Here is a 13948-nt window from a genome sequence, read left to right as displayed (position 1 = left end):
AGTAGCGCGCTCAAGACCCGAAGCGGAGTGATCTAGCCATGGGCAGGTTGAAGCGGAGGTAAGACTTCGTGGAGGACCGAACCCACCAGGGTTGAAAACCTGGGGGATGACCTGTGGTTAGGGGTGAAAGGCCAATCAAACTCCGTGATAGCTGGTTCTCCCCGAAATGCATTTAGGTGCAGCGTCGTGTGTTTCTTGCCGGAGGTAGAGCACTGGATAGGCGATGGGCCCTACCGGGTTACTGACCTTAGCCAAACTCCGAATGCCGGTAAGTGAGAGCGCGGCAGTGAGACTGTGGGGGATAAGCTCCATGGTCGAGAGGGAAACAGCCCAGAGCATCGACTAAGGCCCCTAAGCGTACGCTAAGTGGGAAAGGATGTGGAGTCGCACAGACAACCAGGAGGTTGGCTTAGAAGCAGCCACCCTTGAAAGAGTGCGTAATAGCTCACTGGTCAAGTGATTCCGCGCCGACAATGTAGCGGGGCTCAAGCGTACCGCCGAAGTCGTGTCATTGCAGCATGAGGGCCAACGCCCGCTGTGATGGGTAGGGGAGCGTCGTCTGCCGGGTGAAGCAGCCGCGGAAGCGAGTTGTGGACGGTTGACGAGTGAGAATGCAGGCATGAGTAGCGATTCACACGTGAGAAACGTGTGCGCCGATTGACTAAGGGTTCCTGGGTCAAGCTGATCTGCCCAGGGTAAGTCGGGACCTAAGGCGAGGCCGACAGGCGTAGTCGATGGATAACCGGTTGATATTCCGGTACCCGCTGTGAAGCGTCAAACATCGAACCTATTGATGCTAAGGCCGTGAAGCCGTCCTGGAGCCTTCGGGCAAAGGGGAGTGGTGGAGCCGCTGAACCAAGGTGGTAGTAGGTGAGTGATGGGGTGACGCAGGAAGGTAGTCCATCCCGGGCGGTGGTTGTCCCGGGGTAAGGGTGTAGGACGGTGTGTAGGTAAATCCGCGCACTATGTGTCTGAGACCTGATGCCGAGCCGATTGTGGCGAAGTGGATGATCCTATGCTGTCGAGAAAAGCCTCTAGCGAGTTTCATGGCGGCCCGTACCCTAAACCGACTCAGGTGGTCAGGTAGAGAATACCGAGGCGTTCGGGTGAACTATGGTTAAGGAACTCGGCAAAATGCCCCCGTAACTTCGGGAGAAGGGGGGCCATTTCCGGTGATAGCACTTGCTGCTTGAGCTGGGGGTGGCCGCAGAGACCAGCGAGAAGCGACTGTTTACTAAAAACACAGGTCCGTGCGAAGCCGTAAGGCGATGTATACGGACTGACGCCTGCCCGGTGCTGGAACGTTAAGGGGACCGGTTAGCTCCATTTCGGTGGGGCGAAGCTGAGAACTTAAGCGCCAGTAAACGGCGGTGGTAACTATAACCATCCTAAGGTAGCGAAATTCCTTGTCGGGTAAGTTCCGACCTGCACGAATGGCGTAACGACTTCTCGACTGTCTCAACCATAGGCCCGGTGAAATTGCACTACGAGTAAAGATGCTCGTTTCGCGCAGCAGGACGGAAAGACCCCGGGACCTTTACTACAGTTTGATATTGGTGTTCGGTTCGGCTTGTGTAGGATAGCTGGGAGACTTTGAAGCTGCCACGCCAGTGGTGGTGGAGTCGTCGTTGAAATACCAGTCTGGTCGTGCTGGATGTCTAACCTGGGTCCGTGATCCGGATCAGGGACAGTGTCTGATGGGTAGTTTAACTGGGGCGGTTGCCTCCTAAAGGGTAACGGAGGCGCCCAAAGGTTCCCTCAGCCTGGTTGGTAATCAGGTGTTGAGTGTAAGTGCACAAGGGAGCTTGACTGTGAGACCGACGGGTCGAGCAGGGACGAAAGTCGGGACTAGTGATCCGGCGGTGGCTTGTGGAAGCGCCGTCGCTCAACGGATAAAAGGTACCCCGGGGATAACAGGCTGATCTTCCCCAAGAGTCCATATCGACGGGATGGTTTGGCACCTCGATGTCGGCTCGTCGCATCCTGGGGCTGGAGTCGGTCCCAAGGGTTGGGCTGTTCGCCCATTAAAGCGGTACGCGAGCTGGGTTTAGAACGTCGTGAGACAGTTCGGTCCCTATCCGCTGTGCGCGTAGGAGTCTTGAGAAGGGCTGTCCCTAGTACGAGAGGACCGGGACGGACGAACCTCTGGTGTGCCAGTTGTTCTGCCAAGGGCATGGCTGGTTGGCTACGTTCGGGAGGGATAACCGCTGAAAGCATCTAAGCGGGAAGCCTGCTTCGAGATGAGGACTCCCACCTCCTAGAGAGGGTAAGGCTCCCAGTAGACGACTGGGTTGATAGGCCGGATATGGAAGCACGGTAACGTGTGGAGTTGACCGGTACTAATAGGCCGAGGGCTTGTCCTCAGTTGCTCGCGTCCACTGTGTTGGTTCTGAAACCACGAACAGCCCCACGTTTCACAGAGCGTGGTGCGGCTGACAGTTTCATAGTGTTTCGGTGGTTATAGCGTGAGGGAAACGCCCGGTTACATTCCGAACCCGGAAGCTAAGCCTTACAGCGCCGATGGTACTGCAGGGGGGACCCTGTGGGAGAGTAGGACGCCGCCGAACTCCTTTTAGAGCTCTGGCTCTTGGGTCTCTAACCCGAGGGCCAGAGCTTTTTTGCGTTGAGGTAAGGTCGGGGGGCATCGTTGGCTCATTTCCCACAGGAGGCTCCCGGGTGGAGGTCCAGGAGACCCGTGTCCAGACGGATCGGGTCCTCACCATCCCGAACATCCTCAGCATGGCGCGGCTCCTTGGTGTGCCGCTCTTCCTGTGGCTGATCCTCAGGCCCGAGTTCGGAGGGCCCAAGAGCGATGGCTGGGCGCTGCTCGTACTGGCGCTGAGCGGGGTCAGTGACTACCTGGACGGTAAGCTCGCGCGGCGCTGGAACCAGATCAGCAGCCTGGGTCGGCTCCTCGACCCTGCGGCCGATCGCCTCTACATTCTCTCGACTCTGGTAGGGCTCACCTGGCGCGAGATTCTGCCGATCTGGTTGACCCTTGTACTGCTGGCACGTGAGCTGGTTCTGTTGGTGATGGTCGGCATCCTCAGACGGCACGGCTATCCGCCGCCGCAGGTGAACTTCCTGGGGAAGGCCGCGACCTTCAACTTGATGTACGCGTTTCCGCTGCTCCTGCTCAGTGACGGAAGTGGATGGATCTCGTCACTCGCTGCCATTTTCGGATGGGCGTTCGCCGGATGGGGTACAACCCTGTACTGGTGGGCAGGAGTTCTCTACGTGGTACAGGTCCGCCGTCTGGTACGGGCGGACACCATGGCCGATTGACCTCGCCGATTGATGCGGCCGCAGCGGCGCGATGGCCCGCGGTGGAAAAGTGCGGGACAATTCGGGCGGGAGTAGTCGGCTAGACCGTCATCTCTTAGAGGAGGACGCTTCCGACATGAAGGCCGTCGTGATGGCCGGTGGCGAAGGTACACGCCTTCGCCCAATGACCTCAAGCATGCCCAAGCCGCTCCTGCCGGTGGCCAACCGGCCGATCATGGAGCACGTTCTGCGGCTGCTCAAAAGGCATGGGCTCAATGAGACCGTTGTCACAGTCCAGTTCCTCGCGTCGCTCGTCAAGAACTACTTCGGTGACGGCGAAGAACTCGGTATGGAACTGACCTATGCCAACGAGGAGAAGCCACTCGGTACCGCCGGAAGCGTCAAGAACGCCGAAGAAGCGTTGAAGGACGACGCCTTCCTCGTCATCTCCGGCGATGCCCTGACCGACTTCGATCTCACCGAGCTGATCAGCTTCCACAAGGAAAAGGGAGCGCTGGTCACGGTCTGTTTGACGAGGGTGCCCAATCCCCTGGAGTTCGGCATCACCATCGTCGACGAAGAGGGCAAGGTCGAGCGTTTCCTTGAGAAGCCGACCTGGGGCCAGGTCTTCTCGGACACGGTGAACACGGGCATCTACGTGATGGAGCCCGAGGTGTTCAACTACGTCGAGGCGGACGTGCCCGTCGACTGGTCAGGTGATGTCTTCCCCCAGTTGATGAAGGAGGGCAAGCCCGTCTACGGCTATGTCGCCGAGGGCTACTGGGAGGACGTCGGCACCCATGAGAGCTATGTGAAGGCGCAGGCCGACGTCCTGGAGGGCAAGGTCGACGTCGAGATGGACGGCTTCGAGATCTCCCCGGGTGTGTGGGTGGCGGAGGGTGCCGAGGTGCATCCCGACGCGGTGCTGCGCGGACCGCTCTACATCGGCGACTACGCCAAGGTCGAGGCCGGTGCGGAGATCCGGGAGCACACGGTCGTCGGCTCGAACGTCGTCGTCAAGAGCGGGGCCTTCCTGCACAAGGCCGTGGTGCACGACAACGTGTACGTCGGCCAGCACAGCAATCTGCGGGGCTGTGTCGTCGGGAAGAACACGGACATCATGCGGGCCGCCCGGATCGAGGACGGGGCGGTCATCGGGGACGAGTGCCTGATCGGCGAAGAATCGATCGTGCAGGGCAATGTCCGGGTCTACCCGTTCAAGACGATCGAGGCCGGTGCGTTCGTCAACACCTCCGTCATCTGGGAGTCGAGGGGCCAGGCGCATCTGTTCGGTGCGCGGGGCGTCTCCGGAATCCTGAACGTGGAGATCACGCCCGAACTGGCGGTGCGGCTGGCCGGTGCCTACGCGACGACGCTGAAGAAGGGCTCCACCGTCACGACGGCCCGCGACCACTCCCGTGGCGCCCGGGCGCTGAAGCGCGCGGTCATCTCCGCGCTGCAGGCCAGCGCCATCGACGTACGGGACCTGGAGAACGTACCGCTGCCCGTTGCTCGCCAGCAGACGGCGCGGGGGAGCGCGGGTGGGATCATGATCCGGACCACGCCCGGGGTGCCGGATTCCGTGGACATCATGTTCTTCGACGGGCAGGGCGCGGATCTGTCGCAGGGCAGTCAGCGCAAGCTGGACCGGGTGTTCGCGCGGCAGGAGTACCGGCGGGCGTTCCCCGGGGAGATCGGAGACCTGCACTTCCCGGCCAGTGTGTTCGACTCGTACACCGGGTCGCTGCTGCGGAACGTCGACACGACAGGGATCGCCGAGTCGGGGCTGAAGGTCGTCGTCGACGCGTCGAACGGCAGTGCCGGGCTGGTGCTGCCCAGTCTGCTGGGCAAGCTGGGTGTGGACTCGCTGACCATCAACCCCGGTCTGGACGAGTCGAGGCCGACGGAGTCGGCGGAGGCGCGGCGGTCCGGGATGGTCCGGCTGGGTGAGATCGTCGCGTCCGCGCGGGCCGCGTTCGGGGTGCGGTTCGACCCTGTCGGCGAGCGGTTGTCGCTGGTCGACGAGAAGGGGCGGATCGTCGAGGACGACCGGGCACTGCTGGTGATGCTCGACCTGGTGGCCGCGGAGCGGCGCAGCGGGCGGGTGGCGCTGCCGGTGACCACGACGAGGATCGCCGAGCAGGTGGCGGCGTACCACGGGACGCAGGTGGACTGGACCACCACTTCGCCGGACGATCTGACCCGCGTGGGGCGGGACGAGTCGACGATCTTCGGTGGGGATGGCAGGGGCGGGTTCATCGTCCCCGAGTTCAGCAGTGTCTTCGACGGTACGGCGGCCTTCGTGCGGTTGATCGGACTGGTGGCGCGGACTCAGCTCACCCTCAGCCAGATCGACGCGCGGATCCCGCGCGCGCACGTCCTGAAGCGGGATCTGGCGACCCCGTGGGCCGTCAAGGGGCTGGTGATGCGGCGGGTCGTCGAGGCGGCGGGAGAGCGCGACGTGGACACCACTGACGGGGTACGGGTGGTCGAGTCCGACGGTCGCTGGGTGCTGGTGCTGCCCGACCCGGCCGAGGCGGTCACCCATCTGTGGGCCGAGGGGCCGGACGACGCCTCCGCCCAGGCCCTGCTCGACGAGTGGTCGGCCGTCGTGGACAGCGCCGGGCGGTAAAACACCCTGCACGCGTGCGTGCCGGACAAGTGTCCCCAAGGGGGCCTGTCCGGCACGCCGGTGGGGCCGTTCGGAGGTACCGGTCGCGACATGCGACGATGTGCGGCATGCCGCAGCCGCCCCCCGTTCGGAGCACACCGCCACGCGCCTCGCGTCCGGACGCGTCCATGTCGCTGCTCACCAATGTCATGGACCACAGCCTCGACGACGGGTACGCCGAGGCGGCGGCCCGCAAGGAGGCGGCGGGGGCCGGAGGGCTGCCCAAGACGCTGCGGGCGAAGCTCGGGCTGGCCGCCGGTCTGGTGCTCGCGGCCCTGATCGTGACGGTGGGCGCCGCGCAGGCGCGGGTCGCCGCTCCCGTCGTGGCCAAGGAGCGCGAGGAGCTGATCGACCGCATCGAGAGCGAGACCGCCGCCGCGGACGATCTGGAGAGCGGCGTCGACGAACTGCGTGACGAGGTGGGCGCGCGCCAGCGAGAGGCGCTCAAGGAGAGCGGCGGCGGTGACCGTACGGCGCTGCTGGGGATTCTGTCGGGCGCTGCCGAAGTGCGCGGGCCCGGTGTGAAGTTGGTCGTCAACGACGCCGAGGACGCCTCGGCGGGCGGCGACAACGACCCGCGCGGGACGTCGGGCTTCTCCGACACGGGGCGGGTACGGGACCGGGACATGCAGCGCGTGGTGAACGGGCTGTGGGAGTCGGGTGCCGAGGCCGTCTCGATCAACGGCCAGAGGCTCACGGCGCTGTCCGCGATCAGGGCCGCGGGCGACGCCATACTGGTCGACAACAGGCCGCTGGTGCCGCCGTACACGGTGCTGGCGGTGGGGGATGGGGAAGGAATGAGCGCCAGGTTCCAGGACAGCGCCGACGGGCTGTACCTGGATGCTCTGGAGGAGAGCTTCGGCATCCGTACCGGCATCTCCGTGGAGGACGATCTCCGGCTGCCGGCGGCGCCCAGCGTGATCGTCCGTACCGCTGAGCCGCTCATCGAGACCGCACAGCCGAGAACTGAGAAAGGCACATCGTGATCGCCGTACTGGGCCTCGTCGTGGGAGTCGTGGCCGGCCTGTTGGTCCGGCCCGAGGTTCCGGCGGCAGTGGAGCCTTATCTGCCGATCGCCGTCGTCGCGGCGCTCGACGCCGTGTTCGGTGGCCTGCGGGCCATGCTCGACGGCATCTTCGACGACAAGGTCTTCGTGGTGTCGTTCCTGTCGAACGTCGTCGTGGCCGCGCTGATCGTCTTCCTGGGCGACAAGCTGGGCGTCGGGGCGCAGCTGTCCACCGGTGTGGTGGTCGTGCTCGGTATCCGCATCTTCTCCAACGCCGCGGCGATCCGGCGGCATGTGTTCCGGGCGTGAGGGCGATGAACGACAAGGACGAGGCGCAGGAGAACCGGCTGCGCAGAGAGCTGCCCGCGGAGGTGCCCGCGCAGGTGCCGCGGGCCGAGGTCGCCGAGCAGGTCTCCGAGCCGCGGCTGACCGGTCGGCAGCGGCTGGCGCAGGGGCTGTGGCCGCCGCGGGTGAGCCGGGCGCAACTCATCGTCGCCCTGCTGCTGTTCGGGCTGGGCTTCGGGCTCGCCGTCCAGGTCGCCTCGAACAGTGACGGTGACAGTGCCCTGCGGGGTGCCCGTCAGGAAGATCTTGTTCGCATCCTCGATGAACTGGACGACCGTACTCAGCGTCTTGAAGACGAGAAGCGGGATCTCGAGGAGCAGCGGGACGAACTGGAGAACAGTTCGGACCAAGCCGAGGAGGCGCGCAAGCAGCGTGTCGAGAAGGAGCGGCAACTCGGGATCCTGGCGGGCACGGTGGCGGCTCAGGGGCCCGGGATCACGATGACCATCGAGGACACGAAGGGGACGGTCGAGGCGCACATGCTGCTCGACGCGGTCCAGGAGCTGCGGGCGGCGGGTGCGGAGGCGATCCAGGTGAACGGGGTACGCGTGGTCGCGGGCACCTATCTGACGGAGTCGGGTGAAAGCGTGAGCGTCGACGGGAACAAGATCAACGCGCCCTATCGTTTCAAGGTCATCGGCAAGCCGCAGGACCTCGAACCGGCGCTCAACATCCCAGGAGGCGTGGTGCAGATGCTGGAGAAGGAGCAGGCCACCGTTACGGTTGCGCGGTCGGACAAGATCGTTGTGGACGCCTTGCGAGTGGCGAAGCGGCCTGACTACGCTCGGTCGTCCTCCCCGTGAACCGGGGGTGCATGGGGGACGTCCGGCCAGGGCATGAGGTTGCGGGGGGTCGGCGCACCGAATGGGTGGTGCGTGGTGGAAACTGTCTGGTGGAGACGGACGTTGTGAAGGTGTCCGGGTCGGCCAGTGTGTGCTATCAGGGTTCGTCCTGCCCCACGGGCGGGTCTGTTTCGGTCAAGGGGAATCGCCCGTGAAGTTGTTTGCGAAGTTGTTCGGCAAGAGCGCACGAGAGGGCCGCGGGAACGCGACCGCTCGGCATCGCGCACAGCCCGACGCAGAGGGTCAGCGCCCGATGTTCCGGGACGAGGTAGCTGGTCAAGGCGGTGGTGTCGCCGGAGGTCCGGGCGCGCCGTCGGTTGACCCTGCCCAGGCCGGAGGCATAGGTTTCGGGCAACCCTCAAGTGCGGGTGGAGGGTTTTCCGGTCCGTACGCGTCCAACGCCCCCGCGGGGCAGCCGCGGCAGGAGGATCCGTCCATGTCGGCCCTGGTCTGTACGAGGTGCGGCAACCGCAACGCGGAGAACAGCCGCTTCTGCTCCAACTGCGGCGCGCCGCTGCGCGCGGGCGCCGCGGCCGAGCGTCCGTCGGAGACGACGTCCACGATCTCCATCAGCGGTCTCGAGGCCTACGACGCCGAGGCGACCGGTCAGACGCCGGTGCCGATGCTCTCCCCCGAGGCCCAGGCGGCCGTCGACGCGCTGCCGCTGGGTTCCGCGCTGCTGGTGGTGCGCCGGGGGCCGAACTCGGGCAGCCGCTTCCTGCTGGACAGCGATCTGACCACGGCCGGGCGGCACCCGCAGAGCGACATCTTCCTGGACGACGTCACGGTCTCGCGCCGCCATGTGGAGTTCCGGCGCAGCCCGGACGGCTCGTTCACGGTTGCCGACGTGGGCTCCCTGAACGGCACGTACGTCAACCGCGAGCGGATCGACCAGGTCGCTCTGTCGAACGGTGACGAGGTCCAGATCGGCAAGTACCGGCTGGTGTTCTACGCCAGCAGGCAGGGCATCTGACCCGCCCCCGGACGCGGTCCGGGGAACCCCAGGGAAGGTCCATGCTTCGAACACCGAGCGGCGGTGCCGGGCGCGGTACCGCCGCCATGGACAGTGGGCTGATGAGCATCGGCACGGTGCTGAACGTGCTGCGCGAGGAGTTCCCCGAGGTGACGATCTCCAAGATCCGTTTCCTGGAGTCGGAGGGGCTGATCGAGCCGCAGCGGACCCCCTCGGGATACCGCAAGTTCAGTGCCGAGGACGTCGAGCGTCTCGGCCACGTGCTGAGGATGCAGCGGGACCACTACCTGCCGCTCAAGGTGATCCGTGAGCATCTCGACGCCATGGAGCGCGGTGAGGCCGTGCCCCTTCCGGCCCGGGTGGGCAGGCAGCGGGACGGGGAGGACGCGCCGGAGCCCTGTGAGGGGCCCACGGCGGCCCGGATCGGCCGGGCCGAGCTGCTGGCCGCCGCCGGGATCGGAGAGTCCGAGCTGGCCGAGTGGGAGTCGTACGGGCTGGTCGCGGCGCTGCCGGACGGGTCGTTCGACGCCGAGGTGGTGACCGTGGCGGCGCTCGTCGCCGAGCTGGGGCGGTTCGGGATCGAGCCGCGGCACCTGCGGCTGATGAAGGCCGCGGCCGACCGTGAGGCGGGGCTGGTGGACCAGGTGGTGGCCCCGCTGCGGCGGCACCGCAACCCGCAGACCAGAACGCACGCGGAGGCCCGTACGAAGGAACTGGCGGGGCTCACGATGAAGCTGCACGCGGCGCTGGTGCAGACCGCGCTCGGAGTGCGGCTGCCATGAGCGGCGCGCCGAATCCGGTACGGGGCTCAGGGCCCGGCCGGACGGGCTGGGGGCCGGGTCCGGCCGGGACGGATCGGGCACCCGTTGTCGGCCCGACTACCCAAACGTCCCGGGCACGTCCTAGGGTTACTGTGTGAACGAGCTCGATGTCGTAGGTGTCCGGGTCGAAATGCCCTCCAACCAACCGATCGTGCTCCTGCGTGAAGTGGGAGGCGACCGTTACCTCCCCATCTGGATCGGGCCGGGGGAGGCGACGGCGATCGCCTTCGCCCAGCAGGGCATGGCTCCCGCGCGACCGCTGACCCACGACCTGTTCAAGGACGTGCTCGAGGCCGTCGGCCAGGAGCTGACCGAAGTGCGCATCACTGACCTGCGCGAAGGCGTCTTCTACGCGGAGCTGGTCTTCGCCAGCGGCGTCGAGGTGAGTGCCCGCCCGTCCGATGCCATAGCGCTGGCCCTGCGCACCGGAACGCCGATCTACGGCAGTGACGGGGTGCTCGACGACGCCGGTATCGCGATTCCGGACGAGCAGGAGGACGAAGTGGAGAAGTTCCGCGAGTTCCTCGATCAGATCTCGCCGGAGGACTTCGGCAGCAGCAGCCAGTGAGCCGCGCGGCCGACCCAGTGGGCGAGTGCTCCGTAAGGGTCGGCTCACGGCCGGTGACCGCTCGTGGCCCGGCATGTGCCGGGGGCGAGTGAGGGCGTCATGCGGCTTCTCACCAGAGCATTCGGCTAGCCTTTCCCCGCGGCGGGGTGCGGGAAACCACTCTTAGGGTGATTATCACTCGGCGTGCCGAGTGTGGCGATCGTTGACGCACCCTTGGTGACTGCCTACCGTCGAGAAGGCAGGTCAAGGACGGAGGTCGGCGTGAGAAGCAGCGGCGACGGTACGGCTGGGGGTGCCCCCGGACGCAGTCCGGGGGAGAGCGGTCCGTACCCTCCCCCAAGCTCTCGGCTCCGCTCGAACGGGGGGTATCCCCAGGTCAGGGCGGCCGATCACGCTGTGCAGCGCGCGGCGGCCGTGGTCGGCGGCGGAGGGGCGGCGTCCATGGCATCCGAAGAGATCGGCTACCGGGGTCCGACGGCGTGTGCCGCCGCCGGGATCACCTATCGGCAACTCGACTACTGGGCCCGTACCGGGCTCGTCGAACCGAGCGTGCGGCCCGCCCACGGGTCGGGGACACAGCGCCTGTACAGCTTCCGGGACGTTGTCGTCCTGAAGATCGTGAAGCGGTTCCTCGACACCGGGGTGTCCCTGCAGAACATCCGTACCGCCGTGCAGCATCTGCGGGAGCGCGGCTTCCGGGATCTGGAGCGGATGACGCTGATGAGCGATGGTGCCACGGTCTACGAGTGCACCTCGCCCGACGAGGTGCATGCCCTGCTCCAGGGTGGTCAGGGGATCTTCGGGATCGCCGTGGGGGTCGTGTGGCGGGACGTCGAGAGCGCGCTTTCGCAGTTGCACGGGGAGCGCATCGACACCGGGGAGACGCTCGTCGGGCACAACCCGGCGGATGAGCTGGCGCGGCGGCGCAATCGGGCGGTGTGAGGCCGACGGGCCGTCCTCGCGGGGCATTGTCAGTGGCGTGAGGCAGCATCGGAGATGTGAGAACCGCGCCCACGATCCTGCATCTCGACATGGATGCCTTTTTCGCCTCGGTGGAGCAGGCGTCCAAGCCGAGCCTGCGCGGCAAGGCCGTGATCGTCGGCGGGCTGGGGCCGCGGGGTGTGGTGGCCACCGCGTCGTACGAGGCCCGGGTCTTCGGGGTGCACTCGGCGATGCCCATGGCGCAGGCGCGGCGGCTCGCGCCGAACGCGGCGTATCTCGTGCCGCGGTTCCAGCTGTACCGGACGATCAGCGAGCAGGTCATGGAGCTGCTGCGGGCGCTGTCGCCGCTGGTGGAGCCGCTCAGCCTCGATGAGGCGTTCGTCGATCTGGAGGCCGGGGGAGCGGCCTGGGACGAGACGTCGGCGCGGCTGGTCGGGGGCAGGCTCCGGGCGGACATACGGCGGGTCACGGGGCTCACCGGGTCGGTGGGGCTGGCCGCCTCCAAGATGCTCGCGAAGATCGCCTCCGAGCAGGCCAAGCCCGATGGGCTCGTGGTGATCGAGCCCGGCACGGAGCGGGCGCTGCTCGGGCCGATGTCGGTGCGGACCCTGCCGGGGGTGGGGCCCGCGACGGGGGACCATCTGCGGCGGGCCGGGATCACCACGGTGGAGGAGATCGCGGAGGCGGGGGAGGACGAGCTGGTCCGGCTGCTGGGCAAGGCGCACGGGCACGCGTTGCACGCGATGGCGTTGGCGCGGGATGAGCGGCCGGTGGTGGCCGAGCGGGAGACCAAGTCGGTGTCCGTGGAGGACACGTACGACGTGGACATCCATGACCGGGTGCGGGTGGGGCTGGAGGTGCAGCGGCTGGCGGACCGGTGTGTGCGGCGGTTGCGGGGGGCCGGGTTGTCCGGGCGGACGATCGTGCTCAAGGTGCGGCGCTACGACTTCTCCACGCTGACGCGGTCCGAGACGTTGCGGGGGCCTACCGATGATCCGGCGGTGGTGCGGGAGGCGGCTGGGCGGTTGCTGGAGTCGGTGGACACGACCGGGGGTGTGCGGTTGTTGGGGGTGGGGGTGAGTGGGCTTGCCGATTACACGCAGGAGGACTTGTTCGCTCAGGCGGCGGGGGAGCGGGGGGAGGAGGCGGAGGCCGTGGGGGAGGGGACCGCGGATGACGGGGGTCGTGAGCAGGGCGAGGACGTCGGTGAGCGTCGGTGGCTGCCGGGGCACGATGTGCGGCACGCGGAGTATGGGTACGGGTGGGTGCAGGGGAGCGGGGTGGGGCGGGTGACGGTGCGGTTTGAGACGCCGGGGTCTCTGCCTGGGCGGGTGCGGACGTTCTTGGTGGGGGATCCGTTGTTGGTGGGGGTGGATTCGTTGCCGCTGGTCGCCGACGGTGCGCCCGGGGCCGGGTCGGTGGACGGGGTTCTTGGCTGATCCGGTGCTGTTGCTGGGCGGGGGTGGGTCGCGCGGTCCAGCGCTGGCGGGGTGCTGCCCGCGCCCACTCGTGCCGCCTGCGTCCACTCGTGCCGCCTGCGTCCACTCGTGCCGCCCGCGCCCACCCGTGCCGCCTGCGTCCACCCGTGCCTGTGCCCACCCGTACCGCCCCAGCGGCACGACTGCCCGCACGCTAGGCGGATTGGGCGGGCTGCGAGGGGGGCACGGCGGGTGGCAGTTCGAGTGGGCGAGGCGGGCGGTGTAGATCAGGCAGTTGGGCAGGGCAGGGCAGGGCAGGTCAGGGCAGGGCAGGTCGGGGCTCAGGGGTAGGGCCGTTGGCTCAGGCCTCCGCGTCCTCCGGTGTGGTGGAGGGAGGGGTCACGTCCAGGCCGTAGTGGTGGTAGAGCTGGAGTTCCTGTTCGGGTGAGAGGTGGCGGCCCACGCCGAAGTCGGGGGCGTCCTTGATGAGGGTGCGGTCGAAAGGGATGTGCAGGGTGCCTTCGACGAGTTCGCTGGGTTCGAGGGGGACGAAGGCGTCTCTGCTGAAGAGGCCGGTGCGTATGGCGGCCCACTCGGGGACGCCGGTGGCGTCGTCGAGGTAGATTTCGTCGATCGTGCCGATCTTGACGCCGTTGCGGTCGAACGCCTTGCGGCCGATCAGGTTGCGCGGATCGATGTCGGTCTGCACGGGCCCTCCAACTGGTCGCAAGTCGTCCGTTACGGTCGGCTCTCAGGGGGTTCTAGGCGTTCTCCAGCGGTTTGTGCTTGATTACTACGAAAGAGCACATTGAGAGTGGCGGCCACTCGAAGGACCGGGTCTTGTGTGCGCTGGTACGCTGACGAACGGCTGCTGACCCCGTGCGGGAGAGTCCTCCAGACACCATCGGAGGCGCCGAAGGAGCAAATCCTCCCCGGAATCTCTCAGGCCCACGTACCGCACGGACGAGGTCACTCTGGAAAGCAGGGCGGGTGTCGACGGCGTCCGCCCTCACCGACGGTGAAAGCCGGAAGCCCCCACGGGCGACCGGTGAAGCTCTCAGGTTGAGATGACAGAGGGGGAGGCCGTCGGGGCACCCG

11 protein-coding genes, 2 rRNA genes and 1 riboswitch are annotated in these 13948 nt (G+C 66.7%); of the genes, 12 read left to right on the top strand and 1 reads right to left on the bottom strand.

The features are described 5' to 3' along the window. The 12 genes from ACFVQG_RS03930 to ACFVQG_RS03875 form a co-directional block, all read left to right on the top strand. A 23S ribosomal RNA gene (locus tag ACFVQG_RS03930) occupies nucleotides 1-2363 on the top strand; the annotation flags it as partial. Nucleotides 2364-2450: 87 nt separating this feature from the next. After that, nucleotides 2451-2567 (top strand): 5S ribosomal RNA (gene rrf, locus ACFVQG_RS03925). A 109-nt stretch (nucleotides 2568-2676) separates the two neighbouring features. Then, on the top strand, nucleotides 2677-3285 hold the full coding sequence (locus tag ACFVQG_RS03920) for a CDP-alcohol phosphatidyltransferase family protein (protein WP_383376468.1): 609 nt from the start codon (nucleotides 2677-2679) through the stop codon (nucleotides 3283-3285). 115 nt (nucleotides 3286-3400) lie between these two features. Next, nucleotides 3401-5896 carry a sugar phosphate nucleotidyltransferase gene (locus tag ACFVQG_RS03915; protein ID WP_383376466.1) on the top strand — a complete coding sequence of 832 codons (2496 nt, stop codon included), beginning with the start codon at nucleotides 3401-3403 and terminating at the stop codon, nucleotides 5894-5896. A 98-nt stretch (nucleotides 5897-5994) separates the two neighbouring features. Beyond that, nucleotides 5995-6921 (top strand): DUF881 domain-containing protein, encoded by a 927-nt coding sequence (locus ACFVQG_RS03910; RefSeq protein ID WP_383376463.1) that lies wholly within the window; start codon nucleotides 5995-5997, stop codon nucleotides 6919-6921. After that, nucleotides 6918-7250, top strand: a complete 333-nt coding sequence (locus tag ACFVQG_RS03905) for a small basic family protein (protein WP_003977440.1) — start codon at nucleotides 6918-6920, stop codon at nucleotides 7248-7250. The genes ACFVQG_RS03910 and ACFVQG_RS03905 overlap by 4 nt, the downstream gene beginning before the upstream one ends. A gap of 5 nt (nucleotides 7251-7255) precedes the next feature. Continuing rightward, nucleotides 7256-8089: a DUF881 domain-containing protein gene (locus ACFVQG_RS03900; protein ID WP_383376461.1), complete on the top strand. Its 834-nt coding sequence runs from the start codon at nucleotides 7256-7258 to the stop codon at nucleotides 8087-8089. A gap of 61 nt (nucleotides 8090-8150) precedes the next feature. Continuing rightward, nucleotides 8151-9101 carry an FHA domain-containing protein gene (locus tag ACFVQG_RS03895; protein ID WP_383376459.1) on the top strand — a complete coding sequence of 317 codons (951 nt, stop codon included), beginning with the start codon at nucleotides 8151-8153 and terminating at the stop codon, nucleotides 9099-9101. A 41-nt stretch (nucleotides 9102-9142) separates the two neighbouring features. Beyond that, the gene (locus ACFVQG_RS03890; RefSeq protein ID WP_383376456.1) at nucleotides 9143-9883 is read left to right on the top strand and encodes a MerR family transcriptional regulator; all 741 of its coding nucleotides are present in this window, start codon (nucleotides 9143-9145) and stop codon (nucleotides 9881-9883) included. A 133-nt stretch (nucleotides 9884-10016) separates the two neighbouring features. Next, complete coding sequence (locus ACFVQG_RS03885) at nucleotides 10017-10490, top strand: bifunctional nuclease family protein (RefSeq protein WP_026281837.1); 474 nt, start codon at nucleotides 10017-10019, stop codon at nucleotides 10488-10490. Between the two features lie 261 nt (nucleotides 10491-10751). Beyond that, nucleotides 10752-11432: a MerR family transcriptional regulator gene (locus tag ACFVQG_RS03880; RefSeq protein ID WP_383376454.1), complete on the top strand. Its 681-nt coding sequence runs from the start codon at nucleotides 10752-10754 to the stop codon at nucleotides 11430-11432. Between the two features lie 56 nt (nucleotides 11433-11488). Continuing rightward, complete coding sequence (locus tag ACFVQG_RS03875) at nucleotides 11489-12871, top strand: DNA polymerase IV (protein WP_383376451.1); 1383 nt, start codon at nucleotides 11489-11491, stop codon at nucleotides 12869-12871. Nucleotides 12872-13211: 340 nt separating this feature from the next. Here the strand turns inward: ACFVQG_RS03875 and ACFVQG_RS03870 are convergent, their stop codons facing one another. Next, the gene (locus tag ACFVQG_RS03870; protein ID WP_383376449.1) at nucleotides 13212-13559 is read right to left on the bottom strand and encodes a PRC-barrel domain-containing protein; all 348 of its coding nucleotides are present in this window, start codon (nucleotides 13557-13559) and stop codon (nucleotides 13212-13214) included. Between the two features lie 163 nt (nucleotides 13560-13722). Next, nucleotides 13723-13818, top strand: a riboswitch (glycine riboswitch). The last annotated feature ends 130 nt before the right edge of the window (nucleotides 13819-13948 follow it).

Source organism: Streptomyces sp. NPDC057877 (assembly GCF_042796855.1).
GTDB lineage: Bacteria > Actinomycetota > Actinomycetes > Streptomycetales > Streptomycetaceae > Streptomyces.
This window is presented reverse-complemented; position numbering and strand designations above follow the sequence as displayed.